Raw genomic sequence first — 18,628 nt, 5'->3', positions numbered from 1 at the left:
CGCCGATCGGCCGTGAATGCTCAGTGCAGCGCGCTGTCCGCGCGTGGCACCTGCACTTTGCGTACCGCAGCCACCAGCTGCGCCACCGAGTACGGCTTGGCCACGTGTTCCTGGAAGCCCGACGCCAGCGCCCGGCGCCGGTCATCGGCACGTGCCAGCGCGGTCACGGCAACCGCCGGCAGGGTCATCGCATCCACGCCCATGTCCTCGCGCAGCGTGCGCACCAGGCCATAGCCATCCATGCCCGGCATGCCGATGTCGGTCAGCATCACGTGGTACTGCAGGTGCCCGGTATCGGCCAGCAGCGCCAGCGCTTCACCGGCCGAGCTGGCTGCCGACACGCTTGCGCCCTGCTCTTCCAGCATGCGCCGCAGGTACTCCAGCACTTCCGGCTGGTCTTCCACCGCCAGCACGTGCATGCCACGCAGCGGATACGGCTCGACGATCACCGGCTCCAGGATCGGTCCGCTGATCACTTCGCGCAGCGGCCGCCGTTCGGCATCGGGAATGTGCTGCGGCAGGCGCACGGTGAAGGTGGCGCCGTGGCCATGGCCCTCGCTGGCAGCGGTGACGGTACCGCCATGCAGTTCAACCAGCTGCTGCACGATGGCCAGGCCCAGGCCGAGGCCGCCATGGCGTCGGGTGGTGGTGCCATCGGCCTGGCGGAAGCGGCTGAACAGATGATTGAGGAATTCGGGCGCGATGCCGTCGCCGGTGTCGCGCACGGTGATCACCCAGTGGTTGCCGTCGGCCTGCAGCTGCAGATCGATGCGGCCTTCGGCCGGGGTGAACTTGATCGCATTCGACAGCAGGTTCCACAACACCTGCTGCAGGCGGGTGGCATCGCCCAGCACCAGGCTGGGCTGCTCCGGCAGCTGCAGGCTCACGTCCAGCGCCTTGCCTTCGGCGACCAGCTCCTGCGCGCCGATGGCTTCGCCCAGCAGGTCGCGCAGATCCAGTATCTCCACCTCCAGCTGCACCTTGCCCAGCAGCATGCTGCTGAGGTCGAGCATGTCCGAGATCAGCCGCTTCTGCGCACCGGCGCTGTTGGCGATCACGTTCAGGCCCTTGTACAGCGGGCTGGTGTTGTCCACGCGCTGCAGCAGCAGTTCGCTCCAACCGAGGATGGTGGTCAGTGGCGTACGCAGTTCATGCGACAGCGTGGCCAGGAACTCGTCCTTCAGCCGCGCCATGTTCTCCGCGGCGCTGCGCGCGGCACGCTCGGACTGCAGCAGCTCCTCGCGGGCCAGTTCGATCTCGCGGCGTTCGGTCACGTCCGGGCTGCTGCCGGCCAGGCCGATGAAGCGGCCCATCCGCGAGAAGCGCGGACGCGCGTTCATCTCCAACCAACGCCAGTCGCCATCGGCGCGTCGGGCCCGCACCAGCGCATGCATCGACCGCTGTGCCTTCAGCGCTTCCTGCAGTTCGTACTCGAACACCGACGCATCGTCCGGGTGCACCAGGCCACGCCAGACGTCTTCCGGCACGCGCGTCTCGTCGCCGCCGAAGAACTCACTGAAAGCGCTGTTGACGAAACGGGCATGGCCGCGCTCGTCGAGCACCCACACCGGCATCGGCAGACCGTCGGCCAGCGCACTGAAGCGGGCTTCGCTTTCGCCCAGCTCCACTTCCATCTGCTTGCGCGCGGTGATGTCGAAGAACAGGATGCCGACCTTGTCCTCACCCGGGCGGCCCACGCGCACCGCATCCACCGCGAACGAGCGGCCCAGCGCACGCGCTTCCATCTCGAACTGTGCCGGCCGGCCACTGCGGGCAACTTCGCCGTAGATGCGGAACCAGTCTTCCTCGTGGCCCGGTTCCAGCGCCGTCATGCGCTGGCCACGCGCATCCTTCAGGCCGGTGTGGCGCTCGAAGGCGTCGTTGACCTCGATGAAACGATAGTCGACCGCACGATCGCCCTCGAACAGCACCTGGATCACGCAGAAACCGGCGTTGATGCGCTCAAGCACGCCATGATGCAGGTCGGGTTCGGGCGCCGGCACCATCATCGGTGGGCGCTCCACGAGGGGCGGCAGTGTGGACAAGGGCGTCAGTGCAGGCCAGGTTGGAGGCACAGCATCTTCCAAAGGGCGTATTCACAGCGTCAAGCGCCGTCAGTCATGGTTGACGACGATGAATTGGCGGCAACCACTCTTGCGCATGACGCAATCTGCCATTGCGGCGCCCCGGCCGCAGGATCACACTCGATCTGTGATCAACATCGTCCCCATCGCGGGGACGCAGGAGACCGTCATGAAACGCTCACTCGCGATTGCCCTGCTGGCAGGCGCCCTGGTGGCGGGCGGCGCCGCCGCTGCACCGCGCACCGTGACCGATGCGGACGCGCCACGTGCGTTGCAGGCCGATGGCCCGGTCAGCGTGAAATGGGAGGACCCGGCCAAATTCACCGAGATCCGCCAGAGCACCAACCGCTTCGAGGCCGAGCGTGGCGACTGGGTACAGCAGCTGGCACGCTACCTGCAGACCACCGCCGCCAAGCCGCTGCAGCCTGGGCAGACCCTCGATGTGACCCTGGTCGACATCAAGCGCGCCGGTGACTACGAGCCGTGGCATGGCCCGCGTGGCCGCGACATCCGGATCATGCGTGACATCTACCCGCCGCGGATCAGCCTGCAGTACACGTTGAAGGACGCCAGCGGCCGTATCGTCAGCGAGGGCGATGCGCGCCTCAGCGATACCGGCTACCTGCACAACCTGGGGCTGAAGAGCGACAGTGATCCGCTGCGCTACGAGAAGCGCCTGATCGATGACTGGGTGAAGCGGCAGCTGGCCAGCCAGGCCACCGCCGCGCGATGATCCGGGGCGGCGCGACTCACCGGTAGGTGTCGACCTTGGTCGACACGCATTCAAAGCGCCGACCAAGGTCGGCCGCTACCAGTGCCGCGCCCGGCGACCACTGCGCGTTAGACCCATCGGTAGGCGTCGACCTTGGTCGACACGCATTCACAGCGCCGACCAAGGTCGGCCGCTACCAGAGCCGCGTGCGGCGGCCACTGCGTGTTAGACCTACCGGTAGGTGTCGACCTTGGTCGACACGCATTCAAAGCGCCGACCAAGGTCGGCCGCTACCAGAACCGCGCCCGGCGGCCACTGCGTGTTAGGCCCGTCGGTAGGTGTCGACCTTGGTCGACACGCATTCACAGCGCCGACCAAGGTCGGCCGCTACCAGAGCCGTGCACGGCCAGCGTTCGGTCAGTCCTGATAGACCTTCGCCACGCGCTTGACCGCGCAGGGCAGCTGGTACGCACTCACGCCGCAGCGCGGCGCCAGTTCGGACAGCGTCGGTGCACTGCCCCACAGTTCCACCACGCTGCCGATGCCGGCCTGCGCGTGCGCGGTCAGGTCCACGGTCAGCATGTCCATCGACACGCGCCCGATCAGGGCACCGGGCTGACCATCGATCAGCACCGGGGTGCCATTCGGGGCGAACTGCGGATAACCGTCGGCATAGCCGAGCGCGACCACGCCCACGCGGGTGCGTGCCTTGGCCACGAAGCGCGCGCCATAGCCCACCGGTTCACCGGCCTCGATCCAGCGCTCGGCGATCACCTTCGACTGCATCGTCATCACCGGGCGCAGGCGCTCGGTCAGCGCGGTGTTGTCCGGCAGCGGGTTGGCGCCGTACAGCATCAGGCCCGGGCGCACCCAGTCGCTGCGCACATCCGGCCAGCCCAGCAGCGCCGGCGAGTTGCACACACTGGTCTCGCCATCGAGGCCGTCGATGGCCCGCGCGAACGTCGCGGCCTGCTCGTGGGTGCGTTCGCTGTCCAGCTCGTCGGCGCGTGCCAGGTGGGTCATCAGCACGATGCGTTCGACCTGCGGCAGCGCCAACAGGCGTGCATGCGCCGCGCGGAAGCTGTCCACGTCCAGGCCGAGGCGATGCATGCCGCTGTCCAGCTTCAGCCACACCGTCAACGGACGCGGACTGTCGAAGGCAGCGACGGCTTCCAGTTGCCACGGCGAACCGACGGCGAACCAGAAATCATGCTCGGCCACCAGCGCCATGTCGCTGGGCTCGAAGATGCCTTCCAGCAGCAGGATCGGCGCACGGATGCCGGCCTGGCGCAGTTCCAGCGCCTCTTCGATGGTGGCCACGCCGAAACCATCGGCCTCGCCTTCCAGTGCCTGCGCACAGCGCACTGCGCCGTGGCCATAGGCATCGGCCTTGATGATCGCCAGGGCCTTGCCACCGCCCAGTTCACGGGCGAGCCGGTAGTTGCTGCGCAGGGCGCCCAGATCGATCAGCGCGCGGGCAGGACGCATGTGCGGTTCTCTTGTTGCGGCGCGTGACCGTACTGGCCGTAGCGGAAAATATCCAGGCCTTCGGTGCTGATCTGCGGCTGGCGCGCGCTCATCAGGTCGGCCAGGTAGCGGCCCGAGCCGCAGGCCATGGTCCAGCCCAGCGTGCCGTGGCCGGTGTTGAGGTACAGGTTGCGGAATGGCGTGGCGCCGATCACCGGCGTACCGTCCGGCGTGGCCGGGCGCAGGCCGGTCCAGAACTGCGCGCGCGACAGGTCGCCGCCCTTCGGGTAGAGATCGCTGACCACCAGCTCCAGGGTCTCGCGACGGCGCTGCGACAGCGACAGGTCGAAGCCGGCCACTTCGGCCATGCCACCGACGCGGATGCGGTCGTCGAAGCGGGTCACCGCCACCTTGTAGCTCTCATCGAGGATGGTCGAGGTCGGCGCCATCGCCGGGTCGGTGATCGGCAGCGTCAGCGAGTAGCCCTTCAGCGGATACACCGGCAGGCGCATGCCCAGCGATGCGACCAGCGCCGGCGAATAGCTGCCGAGCGCGACCACGAAGCGGTCGGCGGTTTCCAGCTTGCCATCGATGCGTACGCCGGTGATGCGGTCGCCATCGAACTCCAGGCCGGTGATGTCCTGGTCGAAACGGAACTCGACACCGGCATCCACGCACATCTGCGCCAGGCGGCGGGTGAACAGCTGGCAGTCGCCGGTCTGGTCACGCGGCAGGCGCAGCGCGCCGACCAGGCCGTCGACATGGGCCAGGGCCGGTTCGGCCTGGATGATGCCGGCGCGGTCCAGTACCTCGTACGGCACGCCGTACTGGGCCAGGATCTCGATGTCCTGCGCCGAGGCATCCAGCTGCTGCTGGGTGCGGAACAGCTGGGTGGTGCCCAGATCGCGGCCTTCGAACTCGATGCCGATCTGCGCGCGCAGCTCGTTCAGGCAGTCGCGGCTGTACTCGGACATGCGCACCATGCGCGCCTTGTTGATCGCGTAGCGCTCGTGGGTGCAGTTGCGCAGCATCTGCCACAGCCAGCGGTACTGGGCCAGGTCCATACCCGGCTTGATCGCCAGCGGCGCATGCTTCTCGAACAGCCAACCGATGGCCTTCTTCGGCACGCCCGGGGCGGCCCATGGCGAGGTGTAGCCGAACGACAGCTGGCCGGCATTGGCGAAGCTGGTTTCCAGCGCCGGGCCGGGTTGGCGGTCGATGACCGTGACTTCAAACCCGGCCTGTCGCAGGTACCAGGCACTGGTGGTGCCGATCACGCCGCTGCCGAGAACTAGGACTCGCATGGGACTTCTCCAACCCGATCATTCCCTGCACTGGAGCGTGCCGGGACCATAATTGGGGAAGTATAGACAGCCATTCCCAGTTGATTTGCCTGATTTGCAATCAAACGGCAGGATGTTCTCCTGCAATTCATTCCCCAAGGTTGACGGCCATGGCCACCCGTACCCGCGAACTGGACAAGATCGACCGCAAGATCCTGCGCATCCTGCAGGCCGAGGGCCGTATCTCCTTCACCGAACTGGGCGAGCGGGTCGGCCTGTCCACCACCCCATGCACCGAGCGCGTGCGCCGGCTCGAGCGCGAAGGGGTGATCACCGGTTACCACGCCCACCTCGACCCGGCGGCGGTGAAAGCCAGCCTGCTGGTGTTCGTGGAGATCAGCCTGGCCTACAAGTCCGGCGACATCTTCGAGGAGTTCCGGCGCGCCGCCCTGAAGCTGCCCAACGTGCTGGAGTGCCATCTGGTCTCGGGCGACTTCGATTACCTGCTGAAGGCGCGGATCAGCGAAATGGCCTCCTACCGCAAGCTGCTCGGCAGCACCTTGCTGACACTGCCGCATGTACGAGAGTCGAAGAGCTACATCGTGATGGAAGAAGTGAAGGAAACGCTGAGCCTGCCGATTCCGGATTGAGTCCGGAACGGTAGTGGGGCCAGATCCCGTGCAGCGGGCTCTGACCCCCGGGTCCGTCAGCGCTGCTGCGGATGCTTCTGCGAGCGCTGTTCCTGCTGCTTGCCGCCCTTGTGCGGCTGCTGCGGGTCCATCTGTTGCTGTTGCTGCTGTTGCTGCAGGTTGCGGCCCTGCGGTTCCTTGCCGGGATGACGGTTCTGCTGGTTTTTCATGATCGCGATCCAGTGGACGAAGGACATGCGGCGGCGGAATGCCGGCGCACGGTCACGTTGGTCCCGGAACGGTTAATCGCAGGCGAAAAAGCAGTGATCTGCAGCAGGTTGTTTTCGTGCGTTCAGGCCGGACAGCGTGCGGTAGCTGCCAACCTTGGCTGGCACCCGAGATCAGCGCTTGATCTGCTGGCCATCGCTACGTAAGCACGCTGTCGTAATAGCGGCCGGTACGCGAATCGAACACGCGGTTCGGACCGGCCGGCCGCACCCCGGGGACGATGCGGCCATTGCGGTCGTACACCTTGTCGGCCGGCTTCGGCGCCGGGGGGGGCGCGATCTGGGCGGGGCCGGTGGACCTGATCGGCTGCGCCGGCTGCGGCGACGGCAGGACCTGCGGCTGCGGGCGAGCGGCCTGCGGCGGCGGCATCACCGGCTGCGGTGCCACGGTGGTGGCACTGCGGGTGGCGGTCGGGCTCGACGACGTCGGTACCTGGGCCTGCGCGACCAGGGGCAACAGGGCCATCAACAGCAGGGAAAGGGTCGGTTTCATGTCACGCTCCGGCGTGGATCACATTTACCTTGCGCCTGCACCTGTGTGCCGGCCATGAACGGCCATCACACTTGCAAGCGCGCGCCGGCACCCCCACGTTTTCCGCCATCCCCAGGCCATCAACCCCACGGAGCGCCGCCATGACTGCCTTCGACCTGACGCCCCCCACCGCCACCCAGACCGAGGCACTGATCGCTGGCCTCAGCAGTGAAGAGCGCCGCGTGCTGCTGCAGCACGGTACCGAGGCGCCGTTCTGCGGCGTGTTCCTCGACAACAAGCGCGAGGGCGTTTACTGCTGCCGGCTGTGCGCGCTGCCGCTGTTCCGCTCCAGCACCAAGTTCGATTCCGGCACCGGTTGGCCGAGCTTCTTCGCCCCGTTCGACCCGGCGCACGTGCGCGAGATCCGCGATACCAGCCACGGCATGGTCCGCACCGAGATCACCTGCGCGCGCTGCGGCAGCCACCTGGGTCACGTTTTCCCGGACGGCCCGCCGCCCACCTACGAGCGCCACTGCCTGAACTCCGTCTCACTTTCGTTCACCGGTAATGGCGAGCCCTGGCCCGACCCGTTGCAGCGTGGCGGCGCCGAAAGCGGCGTGGCGGGCTGAAACACCCCGCTGACCGATTTCACAGAATTCCCTCTTCAGAAATCCGGGCGACGGGCCGACAAGGAGATATCCCCTCTCCTTGCGTCGCCCCATGCTCATCATCGTTGGATTCCTGGTCGTCATCGTCAGCGTGATCGGGGGCTATCTCGGCGCCCACGGCCGCCTGGGTGCCCTCTGGCAGCCCTACGAGCTGGTCATCATCGGCGGCGCCGCGCTCGGCGCCTTCCTGGTCGGCACCCCGGCCAAGACGGTCAAGCAGACCCTGCAGGCCATGGTCGGCGTGTTCAAGGGCCCGCGCTACAAGCAGCAGGACTACATCGATGTGCTCAGCCTGCTCTACGAACTGCTCAACAAGGCCCGCCGCGAAGGCTTCATGGCGCTGGAAGACCACGTCGAGCGCCCGGCCGAAAGCGCGCTGTTCGGCAACTACCCCAAGGTGCAGGCCGACCACCACCTGATCGACTTCATCACCGACTGCCTGCGCCTGATGATCGGCAGCAACATCGAGCCACACGAGCTGGAGCCGCTGCTGGAACTGGAGCTGGAAAAGCACCACGCCGAGGCCATGGCGCCGTCGCAGGTGCTGACCAAGGTCGCCGACGGACTGCCCGGTTTCGGCATCGTCGCGGCGGTGCTCGGCATCGTCATCACCATGGGTTCGATCGGCGGGGATATCGTCGAGGTCGGCGGCCATGTGGCCGGCGCGCTGGTCGGTACCTTCCTGGGCATCCTGCTGGGCTATGGCTTCGTCGGCCCGATGGCAGCCGCCATGGAAGCGCGCGCCGAGCAGGACAGCCGCATCTACGAATCGGTGAAGACCGCGCTGCTGGCCTGCCTGCGTGGCTACAACCCGAAGATCGCGCTGGAATTCGCCCGCAAGACGCTGCCGTCGAACGTGCGCCCGGCCTTCTCCGATTTCGAGCAGCACCTGAAGACGGTCAAGTAAGCCATGGCCGAGACCAAGCCCACCGTCATCGTCCGCCGGGTCAAGAAGGCCGGCCACGCCGCCCATCATGGCGGTTCGTGGAAGGTGGCCTATGCCGACTTCGTGACCGCGATGATGGCGTTCTTCCTGGTGTTGTGGCTGATGGCCACCACCAACAAGAACGACCGTGCGGCCATTTCCGAGTACTTCCGCAACCCCAGCCCGCTGAGCGGGCAGAACGCCACGCCGGCGCCCGGCATGGCCGGCCCGGGTGGCGCCAGCACCTCGATGATCAAGCTCGGTGGTGCCACCGACATCTCGCGGGGCAGCAGCAACGATCCCTTCCAGAACCAGAAGGAAGCCGTGCCGCAGCCGGTGGACCAGCAGCAGCGCGACAAGCAGCAGCTGGAAGCGCTGATGAAGGAACTGCAGGAAGCGATCAGCAAGAGCCAGGCACTGGAGCCGTTCAAGGACCAGCTGCTGCTGGATCTGACCCCGGAAGGCCTGCGCATCCAGATCGTGGACAAGCAGAACCGGCCGATGTTCGACCTCGGCAGCGCCACGCTGAAGCCGTACACGCAGCAGATCCTGCACGAGCTGGCCAATTACCTGAACCACGTGCCGAACCGGATAAGCCTGACCGGCCACACCGACATCACCGCCTATTCGGCCGCGCGCGGCTACGGCAACTGGGAACTAAGCGCCGATCGTGCCAACGCCGCACGGCGCGCACTGGTGGACGGCGGCCTGGAGGACAGCAAGATCACCCGCGTGGTCGGCCTGTCTTCGTCGGTGCTGTTCGACAAGGCCGACCCGCAGAACCCGATCAACCGCCGCATCAGCATCGTGGTGATGACCCAGGCCGCCGAAGCAGCCGCCCTGGCCGGTGCCGGCCCGCAGGTGGGGCTGTCGGCCCCCGCCGCCGACCCGGACGTGCAGGCCGCGCAGGGGCCGGCAAAGTAAACGGTAGGTGCGGACCTTGGTCCGCACATCCGGGAAAAGCGTGCGGACCAAGGTCCGCACCCACCAGGGGCATGACCCGGCGCACCCGCTACAATGGCGGTCTTTCCGTTTCCAGGTGACTCCACCCCATGTCCCAGAACTCCAAGGCCAAGCGCGACAAGCGCAAGAAGCAGCAGGCCAAGCGCCCGTTCCTCCGCCTGAACGCGCAGCAGCAGGTGCAGAACCATGCCGTGCTGACCAACGAAGACGGCCAGGTGGTCGCGGCCATCGGCCTGCAGGGCCGTGAGTGGCTGCTGGCCATCGGCGGCCAGACCATGGGCAATGCCGAGAACCCGGTACCGATGCTGGCCATGCTCAAGCACCTGGCCAACGTGCAGGAGAAGGAAGGCCGCAAGGTCAACCTGGAGTACTCCGAACTGCTGCAGAAGCTGCTGGACACCCTGGCCGCCGAATCCGAGCAGACCGCTGACGAGTACCTGGACAAGCTGGTCGCCGAGTTCGAAGGCGTCGACGCTGCTGAGGGCGAGGAAGGCGAAGCCGCCGAGGGCGACGTGGCCGAAGAAGCCGCTGCCGAGGCCGCTCCGGCCGCTCCGGCCGCTGACAGCGACAGCAAGCCGCAGGCCTGAACCGGCCGCGGCGGTGACGGTCTACGTCGATGACGCGGTGCATCCCTGGCGCGGACAGCGCTGGGCGCACCTGATGGCCGACACCCTGGCCGAGCTGCACGCGATGGCGGCGCAGCTCGGCATTCCCCCGCGGGCCTTCCAGAACAAGGCCAGCGGCGCCCACTACGACGTCACCGCCGAGCTGCGTACGCAGGCGATCGCGCTCGGCGCGCAGGCGATCTCAAGGCACACCGACCGCGCGCTGGTCAAAGCGGTGATCGCCAACGCCAGGGCGCAGTACCGGCCGTAGATGGGAGCGCCGGACATGGCCCGGCGCTACCATCAATCTCAGAACGGGTCGCTGCCCAGCCGGATTTCCACGTTCAGCAGCGAGCACAGCGCCAGCATCGCGTCGTCGTCGCGGGTCAGCGCCATCACGCCGGTGAAGCCGTCGCTGCCGGCATCCACGCTCCACAGCGTGTAATTGTGCTCGCGCAGGCGGTCGAAGGCGGTGGACATCAGCTGCACGCCGTCCAGGTCTTCAGCGAAGTCCTCGTCATCCAGGTCGCCGCCCCAGTCCAGCTGCAGGTTGAAGCGCGCCGACAGCTCGTTCACCGCCGACTGCAGCGATTCCAGGTCATCTCGTTCCACCTCGAAACCGGACTGCCAGGCAATGGCCGTGAACAGCGCCGGCAGCCAGTCGCTGTCCGCTTCCAGCGGCTGCCCGTCCTCGGACAGGTGCTCGCGCCAGCGGTTGAACTGCTGCAGGGCCAGCTCTTCGTCGCCCGGGTTGATCAGCACCAGCAGGTTCCAGACCCGCGCCTCGAAGCCGTCTTCGTCGAAGTCGTGGATGTCTTCCTCGAAGTCGAAATAGTCGCTGTTGTCGGGCATGGCGGAACTTCCTCTGGGGCAGGCCGGCATTCTACGGTTTATCCTGTGCCGCTGAAGCCGGCCTTGGTGGCCGTCACTGTGAATGAAGCGATGAGCGATACCCCTCCCGACCACCTGGCGATCAACCCGGCCAGCCCCTTCCATGATGCGCAGGCGCTGGAGCGCGGCGTTGGCGTGCGTTTCAACGACGTCGAGCGCGACAACGTCGAGGAATACTCGGTCAGCGAAGGCTGGATCCGCGTGCAGGCCGGCAAGGCCCGCGACCGCCGCGGCAACCCGATGACGATCAAGGTCAAGGGCAAGGTCGAGGCGTATTTCCTGGAAACGAAGCCGGAATAACCGGCTTGTGTAGAGTCGAGCCATGCTCGACTGCTTTCCGTTCCGGGTTCATGACGCCTGGGGCAAGAGCAGTCGAGCATGGCTCGACTCTACATTCGGCGTCATTCGCGCTTGCGCGATTCCAGCAGGTCCAGGTTGCGGATCAGGCGCCGTGAGATCTCGTCGGAGATCACCCCGCGCCGGGTCAGCCGGAACAGTTCCTCGCGCTCGGCATTGAGGCCGGCGCTGCGCAGCTGGCGGTAGCCCAGTTCCATGCGCCGCACCTTCTCCGGGTCCACGTCGGGCCCGTCGCTGTCCTTCTCCAGGTGGCGCTGGTACAGCAGGCTGACCCGCGAGGCGGCGTCGTTGTACAGCTGCACGTTCTCGGTGTTCTGGTTCATCACCATCTGCTGGCGCATGCGCTCGACCCCGGCCAGTGCGGCCTTCGACGACAGCCGGCGCGCCAGATCCTCTTCCTTGCGCTCACCCGAATCGGACGGCAGCTGCAGGCCTTTCAACAGCCGCGGCAGTGCGATGCTGGCGCCCAGCAGCGAGAACAGGATCACCGACGCGGCCAGGAAGATCACCAGGTCACGCGCCGGGAACGCACTGCCGTCGGGCAGGAACAGCGGCAGGGTCAACACGCCGGCCAGGGTAATCGCACCGCGCACGCCGGCCACCGAGGTCGCCACCACGATGCGCCAGTTCGGTGCCTCGCCCCGCTCCAGGCCGCGACGACGCGCGCGCAGCAGGTTCCAGCGCAGCGACAGCCACACCCACAGCAGGCGCAGCACGACCAGTGCCAGATTGATCACCACCACGTATACCAGCAGCCACCACGCACTCTGGTGGCCGGTCTCGTTCATGGTGGTGGTGGCGCGTTCGACGATGCCCGGCAGCTGCTCGCCCAGCAGCACGAACATGATGCCGTTGAAGCTGAACTGCAGCATGTTCCAGACCCCGGCACGCTGCACGCGCATGCTGCCGGAGACACGGCCGGTCAGCTCGACATAGCTCATCGCGATACCGGCAGCGACCGCGGCGAGGATGCCCGAGGCATGGATCTCTTCGGCCAGCAGGTAGGCTGCAAACGGAATCAGCAGGTTGACCAGCATCGCCGCGCCCGGCTCTTCGCCGAAGCGGCGCCACAGCCAGCGCTGGAAGGTCGACACGCCCAGCGTCACCGCCACGCCCACGGCGAGGCCGGCCACCGCCACCCATACGAAGGTCAGCGAGGCCGTGGCCAGCGAGAAGGTGCCGGTCATCACTGCCGCCACCGCGAAGCGGAAGCAGACCAGGCCCGAGGCATCGTTCAGCAGCGACTCGCCCTCAAGGATGTGCATCAGGCGCTTGGGAATCGGCGCCTTGGAAGCGATGGCCCCGACCGCCACCGGGTCGGTCGGCGACACGATGGCCGCCAGCGCGAAGCACACCGCCAGCGGCATCACCGGAATCAGCCAGTGGATGAGGAAGCCAGCGCCGATGACGGTGAACACCACCAGGCCGAACGCCAGCTCGAGGATCGCGCCCTTGTCGCGGAACAGGCCCTGCTTGGGAATACGCCAGCCATCCAGGAACAGCAGCGGCGGCAGGAACAGCAGGAAGAACACCTCCGGCTCCAGCGCGTGGCCGCGGTTGAACACGCCGGCGATGACCGCACCCAGGCCGATCTGCACCAGCGGCAGCGGCAACGAGAACGGCAGGACACGAACCAGGTAGCCGCTGGCGACAACGGCCACCAGCATCGCCAGGACGACTTCAATGGTATGCATGCTTCTTCCAGGAAGCGGCGCGCGGGGAGGCTCGCAAGCCAGCGCCGGAAACCCGGAAAAAACTACCACATGCGGCCATGACCGCGACGGCCGGGGCCGCCGCGCGTCAGCCCCGGCTCATGCCCCGTCGAAGCGGTACAGATCCATGGCGAGGAAGCCAGCATCGATACCGGCGTCGATGCGGCGTGCACCGAAGCCGCCCTCGCCGGCCGCGCCCATCGCGAAGAACAGCGGCAGCAGGTGCTCGTCGGTCGGGTGCGCACGTTCGGCGAATGGCGCCTGCCTGCGGTAATCCAACAGGGCCTGGCGGTCATTGGCGGCCAGACGCTGCTCCACCCACTCGATGAAGGGCCGCACGTACGGCGCTTCCTTGCCGTCCTGGTAGTCCCCCCAGTCGTGCAGGTTGTGGGTGATGCTGCCCGAGCCGACCAGCAGCACGCCCTGCTCGCGCAGCGGCGCCAGCGCACGGCCCAGCGCGAACTGGTGCTCGGGCCCGAGCAGTGGCTGGATCGACAGCGGCACCACCGGGATGTCGGCCTGCGGGCGCAACAGCCGCAGCGGCACCCAGGCACCGTGGTCGAGGCCACGCTGCGGGTCGAGTGCCACCGGCAGGCCAGCGGCCGCGATGCGGCCGGCCACCTCTTCGGCCAGCGCCGGATCGCCCGGCGCCGGGTACTGCAGTTCAAACAGCGCGCGCGGGAAGCCGCCGAAGTCATGGATGGTCGGTGGCTGCGGATGCGCGCCGACCAGCGGCTGCCGGCCCAGCCAGTGCGCCGAGGCCATCACGATGGCGCGCGGCGTCGGCAGGTCGCGCGCCAGCTCGGCCAGGCGCACGCCAACCTGGCCCGGATGCAGGGCGGTCATCGGCGAACCATGCGAGATGTACAGCGAAGGCAGGCGGGACATGGAATTCTCCAGTTGCAGGGTCAGGCGGCGATCAGCGCGAACGCAGGGTCCACTTGCCATCGCCGACCAGGAACAGCACTACCAGCGCCAGTGCCCAGAACGCCGGGTATTCCCAGCCGCCGCCGGCATTGGCGAAACCGAAGCCGTTGGCGCCGTGCACGGTGACGATGGTGCCCAGCAGCAGCGGCACACCGACAAGGCTCACCCAGCGTGCGTAGATGCCCAGCAGGAGCGCGACGGTGATCACCAGCTCGACGCCGATGGTGAGGTAGCCGAGCACGCCGGGCAGGCCCAGCGACTCGAAGAACGCCGCCGTGCCGGCCGGGGTGAATACCAGCAGCTTGATCAGCGCATGGACCAGGAACAGCACGCCCAGGGCCAGGCGCAGCAGGGTGGCGCCGTACGGGGCCAGCGGCGAAACAGGAGCGGTCGTGGTGTGCATGGGGAAACACCTTGAAGGGAGTGGGCACAGGTTATTGCGCCTTCGTTGACCAATAAATACGATGGATTGACCGTATTTATTTCAAAAGGCGCAACAATGGACACCCTCGAGGCGATGCGCGTGTTCGTGGCGGTGGTCGAGCGCAACGGCTTCAGTGCCGCCGCCCAGGCCCTGGATATGTCCACTGCCGGCGTCACCCGCCAGGTCGCCGCGCTGGAAAAGCGCCTGTCCACCCGCCTGCTCCACCGCACCACGCGCCGGGTCAGCCCGACCAGTACCGGTGCCGCCTACTACGCCCAGTGCGTGCGCCTGCTGGCCGAGTTCGACGCGCTGGAGGCCAGCATCGGCGCGCAGGCGCTGGAGCCCTCCGGCACGCTGCGCATCAACGCACCGGTCAGTTGGGGCATCGCCCGCCTCGGCCCGCTGCTGGCCAGCTACCGCGAACGCTTCCCGCAGGTGGAACTGGACCTGGCCCTGTCCGACCGGCTGGTGGACATGGTCGAGGAAGGCTACGACGTCGCCATCCGCATCACCCGCGAGCCGGGGCCGACGTTGATCGCGCGACGTCTGGGCGAATCGCGGGTGAGCCTGTGCGCCGCGCCGTCCTACCTGGCCGCACGCGGCACCCCACAGACGCCGCAGGACCTGCAGGCACACGCGTGCCTGAGCTACAGCTACTGGGCCGCCGGCAACAACTGGCCGCTGCAGGGGCCCGGCGGCGAAGTGAAGGTGGCGGTGAGCAGCCTGCTGCACGCCAACAACGGCGACGTGCTGCGCGAAGCAGCAATCGCCGGCATGGGCGTGATCCTGCAACCGGATTTCCTGCTGGAAGACGCGCTGGCCGATGGCCGCCTGGTGCGCATCCTGCCCGAATGGGAGGCCTCGCCGATCGGCATCTTCGCGGTCTATACCAGCCGCAGCCATCTGGCACCGAAGGTGCGCAGTTTCATCGACCACCTGGTGGAGGCCGGGGTGTAGCCGAGTCTGGCGCTTGCCGGTAGTGCCGGCCGCTGGCCGGCAATCAGACACATCCCGGTCCTGGGCGAATGCCGGCCAGCGGCCGGCACTACCACTTAGGCGGCAACCTCATCCAGCGCCTCGATGATCCGTTCCAGCGGCGCCGGCCGCCCCAGCAGGTAACCCTGCACCTGGTCGCAGCCGTGCGCAGCCAGCCAGTCCAGCTGCCCCGGCGTTTCCACGCCCTCGGCGATGATGGTCAGGCCCATGCTGTGGCCCAGCGACAGCAGCGCGCGGCAGATCGAGGCATTGCGCGGATTGGTTTCCACGTCGGCGACGAAGCTGCGGTCGATCTTCAGGATGTCCAATGGCAGGTGCTGCAGGTAGGACATGCTGGAATAGCCGGTACCGAAGTCATCCAGCGACACGCTGATGCCCTGCTCGTGCAGGCGTTGCATGGTCTGCATCGCCTGCGCCGGCTTGCGCATCAGGCTGCTCTCGGTCAGCTCCACGTGCAGCGCGCCGCGGGCCAGGCCGAACTCCTGCTGCGCGCGGGTGAACTCGGCCACCAGATCGCTGTTGAAGAACTGCACCGCCGATACATTGACCGCGATCGGCAGCTCGCCCCAACCGGCCTCGACCAGCCGGCGCTGCGCCTTCGCCGCCGCACGGATCACCCAGCGCCCCAGTGCCAGGATCAGCCCGGTGTCCTCACACAGCTGGATGAACTCGTTCGGCGGGATGAAGCTGCCATCGGCCTGCGGCCAGCGCAGCAGGGCCTCCAGCGCGGCCGGACTGCCATCGCTGGCGTGCCGGATCGGCTGGAAATACAGCTGGAACTCGTTGTCGATGGCGGCGTGGATGCGTCCGGCCAGGCGCAGGCGATCGGCCAACCGCGTGGTCACCGCCGCGTCGAACCAGACCACCACATTGCCTTCGGCGCGCGCGGCATGCGCGGCCTGTGCGGCCATGCCGATCACCTGCTCGGCGCTGTGGCCGTCGCCGGCAATGTGCACGGCCACGCCGATGCGCGGCTCGAACTGGTGCAGCGAATCCTTGCCGCGCATCGGCGCCGACACGATCTGCAGCAGGTCGTCCAGCACGCGCTGGGTATCGTGCTCGGCACCGATGGCGAACACGAAGTCCTCCGCCGGCTGGAACGCCAGCGTGCCGCAGCGCGCGCCCAGGCCACCAAGCCGGGTCGCCATCGACTGCAGCACCGCATCGCCGATCTCGCGGCCCAGCGTGTCGGCCACCAGCTGCAGGCCGCGCAACTGCACGAACGCAATGGTGTAGCCCGCATCGTGCTCGTCCAGCTGTTCGGTCAGCGCGCGCACGTTGAGCAGGCCGGTGGCCGGGTTGTGCCGCGCCTGGTAGGCCAGGTCGCGCTCGTAGGCCAGCCGTTCGCTCACATCCTCGGCCAGCACCAGGCAGGCGGGCTGGCCATCGAAATCGAGCCTGGACAGGTGTGCGCGCACTTCGAACACACTGCCGTCCTTGCGCCGGTGCAGGCGCACGGTGGCATCCTGCAGCTCGCCGACACGGGCCTTGGCGATCGCACCCTTCACCTCGTCCCAGCCTTCGCGCGGGCGGATGTCGAGGATGCTCATCGCCAGGAATTCCTCGCGGCTGTAGCCGTACTGGCGCACGGCGGCATCGTTGACCTCGATGAAGCGCAGCGTATCCGGATCGAACACCCAGAACGGTGCTGGATTGCGGTCGAACAACAGGCGGAAGCGGCGTTCCACTTCGCTCATCTGCTCGCGGGCCTGGTAGCGTTCGCTCAGGTCGGTCAGGGCACCGATCATGCGGCGCTCGCTGTCGGCCACCTCCACCCGCTGCCCGCGTGCGCCCACCCAGCGCACTGCGCCTCCGGGCAGTACCAGGCGGAACACCTGGTCGAGCACCGCGCCACCGGCGAAGGCCTGGTCGAAGGCCTGCTGCAGGCGCGCCGCATCATCACGATGCACGCGCGCGAAGAAATCGGCCACCGGCAGCGCATCGGTCTGCACGCCGAAGATTTCACGCGCCAGCGGTGACCAGCGCAACAGTGCGGCATCCTCGTCCACGTACCAGGTGCAGACGCGCCCGACCTGGTGGGCCAGGCGCAGTTCGGCATGCCCGGTCTTCAGTTCCTCCGCCATCGACTGCTGGCGGCGGGTGCTGCGGCGCACCGCGTACAGCAGGACCAGCAGCACCCCGACGTAGGCCAGCACGATCGCTACTGACGCCTGCAGGTAGGGCCACCAGGGTGCCAGCACGTCCTCATCGGCCAACCCGACCTGCACCGCCAGCGGGCTGCGCTCCAGCGTGCTGATGGTGATGATGCGGGGCACGCCATCCACCGCGCCCGGCAGGCTGCCCAGCTCGACCACCGCCTGCTTGCCGAGCAGATCGCGGCGCGGCAGGTCGTAGCGACGGCCGACCGTACCATGCGGGTCCGGCACGCGGGCCAGCATGTAACCTTCGGCATCGCTGATCGAGACCAGTCCGTTCGGACCGACATCGAGGCCACCGATGATGCGCTGCAGTTCGCCGCAGCGCAGCCGTGCCAGCAGCCAGCGGTCGCCGGCCATCGGCAGCGCCAGCGGCACCACCCAGCCGTCGTCGCTGGCACGCTGCGGCGGGCCGATGTACAGCGCGCTGCCCTGGCCACGGCGTTGCGGATCGGTCCACAGCGGCAGGTTCAGGTCACCTTTGCCGGCCGTCAGGGCGCGGCCATAGCTGTCCAGCACCACGATGCTGTGCAGCTCGGCATGCCGGCGCAGCACGCCGCCGATGGAGGCATCAAGCAGCGCCGGCGCCTGCGCGGGCACGCTGCGGAACACTTCAACGGCATCGGCGGCGATGCCGGACATCGCCCGCTCCAGGTTGCGCAGCTCCAGCGCCAGCAGGCGCTCGCTGCCCACCGCCAGTGCACGGCTCTGGCGCTGTGCGGCCTCCAGCCGGCGGTGATGGTCGTTGGCCAACATGGTGGTCAACCCGGCCACCAGCAGAATGCCCAGCAACACCCCGCCCCAGGTAATGGCGCGCAGCGGCCGGGCCAACGCCCGTTTCAGCGCGGGCATCGGTTGGTCTTCCTTGTGCAGTCGGCTGGCTTCATGCGCGAACGAATCCTCCACATCCCCGACCTCAACGGCCGGCGGACGCCATTCTTGACGCCTGACCCGCCCCTGCATGGCCACCTCCCCGTGTCCGCGCAGGGCTCCTGAGGCCAGCATGCACCACACCGGTGACGGCGTGAAGATCGCTTCCGCGCGTTCAGCCAGATCCCGCACAGGGCGGG

General features: G+C 67.7%; 18 protein-coding genes and 1 pseudogene. 9 read left to right on the top strand and 10 right to left on the bottom strand.

Features of this window, described 5'->3' with window-relative positions; all coding sequences use genetic code 11:
• Positions 1-20: 20 nt before the first annotated feature.
• On the bottom strand, positions 21-2,009 hold the full coding sequence (locus ACZK45_RS02250) for a hybrid sensor histidine kinase/response regulator (RefSeq protein WP_049424820.1): 1,989 nt from the start codon (positions 2,007-2,009) through the stop codon (positions 21-23).
• Positions 2,010-2,253: 244 nt separating this feature from the next.
• Between ACZK45_RS02250 and ACZK45_RS02245 the strand changes: the two genes are divergently transcribed.
• Entirely contained in the window at positions 2,254-2,817 is a 564-nt protein-coding gene (locus ACZK45_RS02245; RefSeq protein ID WP_032128740.1) for a DUF3016 domain-containing protein, read from the top strand.
• 396 nt (positions 2,818-3,213) lie between these two features.
• On the opposite strand, the gene alr is transcribed toward ACZK45_RS02245, so the two are convergent.
• Positions 3,214-4,284 (bottom strand): alanine racemase, encoded by a 1,071-nt coding sequence (gene alr, locus ACZK45_RS02240; protein ID WP_253143387.1) that lies wholly within the window; start codon positions 4,282-4,284, stop codon positions 3,214-3,216.
• Positions 4,263-5,567, bottom strand: a complete 1,305-nt coding sequence (locus ACZK45_RS02235; protein WP_032128742.1) for a D-amino acid dehydrogenase — start codon at positions 5,565-5,567, stop codon at positions 4,263-4,265. The genes alr and ACZK45_RS02235 overlap by 22 nt, the downstream gene beginning before the upstream one ends.
• A gap of 149 nt (positions 5,568-5,716) precedes the next feature.
• On the opposite strand from ACZK45_RS02235, the gene ACZK45_RS02230 reads away from it, so the two are divergent.
• Positions 5,717-6,196, top strand: coding sequence for a winged helix-turn-helix transcriptional regulator (locus ACZK45_RS02230; RefSeq protein ID WP_005407919.1), 480 nt, complete (start codon positions 5,717-5,719; stop codon positions 6,194-6,196).
• Positions 6,197-6,252: 56 nt separating this feature from the next.
• Here ACZK45_RS02230 and ACZK45_RS02225 read toward each other — a convergent pair whose 3' ends face one another.
• Together ACZK45_RS02225 and ACZK45_RS02220 are read right to left on the bottom strand one after the other, a co-directional pair.
• On the bottom strand, positions 6,253-6,432 hold the full coding sequence (locus tag ACZK45_RS02225; RefSeq protein WP_253143386.1) for a lana protein: 180 nt from the start codon (positions 6,430-6,432) through the stop codon (positions 6,253-6,255).
• Positions 6,433-6,576: 144 nt separating this feature from the next.
• Positions 6,577-6,955 (bottom strand): annotated as a pseudogene (locus ACZK45_RS02220) (classical arabinogalactan protein 4).
• Positions 6,956-7,095: 140 nt separating this feature from the next.
• On the opposite strand from ACZK45_RS02220, the gene msrB reads away from it, so the two are divergent.
• The 5 genes from msrB (at position 7,096) to ACZK45_RS02195 (ending at position 10,366) form a co-directional block, all read left to right on the top strand.
• Positions 7,096-7,563 (top strand): peptide-methionine (R)-S-oxide reductase MsrB, encoded by a 468-nt coding sequence (gene msrB / locus ACZK45_RS02215; RefSeq protein WP_005415117.1) that lies wholly within the window; start codon positions 7,096-7,098, stop codon positions 7,561-7,563.
• Positions 7,564-7,654: 91 nt separating this feature from the next.
• Entirely contained in the window at positions 7,655-8,509 is an 855-nt protein-coding gene (motA, locus tag ACZK45_RS02210) for a flagellar motor stator protein MotA (protein ID WP_032128746.1), read from the top strand.
• A gap of 3 nt (positions 8,510-8,512) precedes the next feature.
• A complete protein-coding gene (motB, locus tag ACZK45_RS02205) occupies positions 8,513-9,451 on the top strand; it encodes a flagellar motor protein MotB (RefSeq protein WP_049398339.1) in 939 nt (312 codons plus the stop codon).
• Positions 9,452-9,579: 128 nt separating this feature from the next.
• On the top strand, positions 9,580-10,077 hold the full coding sequence (locus ACZK45_RS02200; RefSeq protein WP_032128748.1) for a hypothetical protein: 498 nt from the start codon (positions 9,580-9,582) through the stop codon (positions 10,075-10,077).
• A gap of 13 nt (positions 10,078-10,090) precedes the next feature.
• Positions 10,091-10,366, top strand: coding sequence for a DUF4031 domain-containing protein (locus ACZK45_RS02195; protein ID WP_049398338.1), 276 nt, complete (start codon positions 10,091-10,093; stop codon positions 10,364-10,366).
• Positions 10,367-10,404: 38 nt separating this feature from the next.
• Here ACZK45_RS02195 and ACZK45_RS02190 read toward each other — a convergent pair whose 3' ends face one another.
• Positions 10,405-10,947, bottom strand: coding sequence for a DUF6630 family protein (locus ACZK45_RS02190; protein WP_049398337.1), 543 nt, complete (start codon positions 10,945-10,947; stop codon positions 10,405-10,407).
• A gap of 90 nt (positions 10,948-11,037) precedes the next feature.
• Between ACZK45_RS02190 and ACZK45_RS02185 the strand changes: the two genes are divergently transcribed.
• Positions 11,038-11,286, top strand: coding sequence for a DUF3297 family protein (locus ACZK45_RS02185; protein WP_012509930.1), 249 nt, complete (start codon positions 11,038-11,040; stop codon positions 11,284-11,286).
• A gap of 101 nt (positions 11,287-11,387) precedes the next feature.
• Here the strand turns inward: ACZK45_RS02185 and ACZK45_RS02180 are convergent, their stop codons facing one another.
• The 3 genes from ACZK45_RS02180 to ACZK45_RS02170 all read right to left on the bottom strand — a co-directional run bounded on the left by ACZK45_RS02180 (position 11,388) and on the right by ACZK45_RS02170 (position 14,385).
• Complete coding sequence (locus ACZK45_RS02180; RefSeq protein WP_032128751.1) at positions 11,388-13,037, bottom strand: Na+/H+ antiporter; 1,650 nt, start codon at positions 13,035-13,037, stop codon at positions 11,388-11,390.
• Between the two features lie 117 nt (positions 13,038-13,154).
• Positions 13,155-13,943, bottom strand: coding sequence for a dioxygenase family protein (locus ACZK45_RS02175; protein WP_201118080.1), 789 nt, complete (start codon positions 13,941-13,943; stop codon positions 13,155-13,157).
• A 31-nt stretch (positions 13,944-13,974) separates the two neighbouring features.
• Complete coding sequence (locus ACZK45_RS02170) at positions 13,975-14,385, bottom strand: DoxX family protein (RefSeq protein WP_293796137.1); 411 nt, start codon at positions 14,383-14,385, stop codon at positions 13,975-13,977.
• Between the two features lie 96 nt (positions 14,386-14,481).
• Here ACZK45_RS02170 and ACZK45_RS02165 point away from each other — a divergent pair, with 96 nt between their 5' ends.
• Positions 14,482-15,363 carry a LysR family transcriptional regulator gene (locus tag ACZK45_RS02165; RefSeq protein WP_125892436.1) on the top strand — a complete coding sequence of 294 codons (882 nt, stop codon included), beginning with the start codon at positions 14,482-14,484 and terminating at the stop codon, positions 15,361-15,363.
• Positions 15,364-15,458: 95 nt separating this feature from the next.
• Here the strand turns inward: ACZK45_RS02165 and ACZK45_RS02160 are convergent, their stop codons facing one another.
• Positions 15,459-18,521 (bottom strand): bifunctional diguanylate cyclase/phosphodiesterase, encoded by a 3,063-nt coding sequence (locus ACZK45_RS02160; RefSeq protein WP_180837597.1) that lies wholly within the window; start codon positions 18,519-18,521, stop codon positions 15,459-15,461.
• Positions 18,522-18,628: the final 107 nt, after the last annotated feature.

Source organism: Stenotrophomonas sp. 63632_Sma (genome assembly GCF_056482875.1).
This window is presented reverse-complemented; position numbering and strand designations above follow the sequence as displayed.

What these genes read in the sequence shown, in the direction of transcription:
- ACZK45_RS02250 (WP_049424820.1), bottom strand. Translation starts at nt 2,009, where the DNA reads ATGATGGTGCCGGCGCCCGAACCCGACCTGCATCATGGCGTGCTTGAG.
- ACZK45_RS02245 (WP_032128740.1), top strand. Translation starts at nt 2,254, where the DNA reads ATGAAACGCTCACTCGCGATTGCCCTGCTGGCAGGCGCCCTGGTGGCG.
- alr (WP_253143387.1), bottom strand. Translation starts at nt 4,284, where the DNA reads ATGCGTCCTGCCCGCGCGCTGATCGATCTGGGCGCCCTGCGCAGCAAC.
- ACZK45_RS02235 (WP_032128742.1), bottom strand. Translation starts at nt 5,567, where the DNA reads ATGCGAGTCCTAGTTCTCGGCAGCGGCGTGATCGGCACCACCAGTGCC.
- ACZK45_RS02230 (WP_005407919.1), top strand. Translation starts at nt 5,717, where the DNA reads ATGGCCACCCGTACCCGCGAACTGGACAAGATCGACCGCAAGATCCTG.
- ACZK45_RS02225 (WP_253143386.1), bottom strand. Translation starts at nt 6,432, where the DNA reads ATGTCCTTCGTCCACTGGATCGCGATCATGAAAAACCAGCAGAACCGT.
- msrB (WP_005415117.1), top strand. Translation starts at nt 7,096, where the DNA reads ATGACTGCCTTCGACCTGACGCCCCCCACCGCCACCCAGACCGAGGCA.
- motA (WP_032128746.1), top strand. Translation starts at nt 7,655, where the DNA reads ATGCTCATCATCGTTGGATTCCTGGTCGTCATCGTCAGCGTGATCGGG.
- motB (WP_049398339.1), top strand. Translation starts at nt 8,513, where the DNA reads ATGGCCGAGACCAAGCCCACCGTCATCGTCCGCCGGGTCAAGAAGGCC.
- ACZK45_RS02200 (WP_032128748.1), top strand. Translation starts at nt 9,580, where the DNA reads ATGTCCCAGAACTCCAAGGCCAAGCGCGACAAGCGCAAGAAGCAGCAG.
- ACZK45_RS02190 (WP_049398337.1), bottom strand. Translation starts at nt 10,947, where the DNA reads ATGCCCGACAACAGCGACTATTTCGACTTCGAGGAAGACATCCACGAC.
- ACZK45_RS02185 (WP_012509930.1), top strand. Translation starts at nt 11,038, where the DNA reads ATGAGCGATACCCCTCCCGACCACCTGGCGATCAACCCGGCCAGCCCC.
- ACZK45_RS02180 (WP_032128751.1), bottom strand. Translation starts at nt 13,037, where the DNA reads ATGCATACCATTGAAGTCGTCCTGGCGATGCTGGTGGCCGTTGTCGCC.
- ACZK45_RS02175 (WP_201118080.1), bottom strand. Translation starts at nt 13,943, where the DNA reads ATGTCCCGCCTGCCTTCGCTGTACATCTCGCATGGTTCGCCGATGACC.
- ACZK45_RS02170 (WP_293796137.1), bottom strand. Translation starts at nt 14,385, where the DNA reads ATGCACACCACGACCGCTCCTGTTTCGCCGCTGGCCCCGTACGGCGCC.
- ACZK45_RS02165 (WP_125892436.1), top strand. Translation starts at nt 14,482, where the DNA reads ATGGACACCCTCGAGGCGATGCGCGTGTTCGTGGCGGTGGTCGAGCGC.
- ACZK45_RS02160 (WP_180837597.1), bottom strand. Translation starts at nt 18,521, where the DNA reads ATGCAGGGGCGGGTCAGGCGTCAAGAATGGCGTCCGCCGGCCGTTGAG.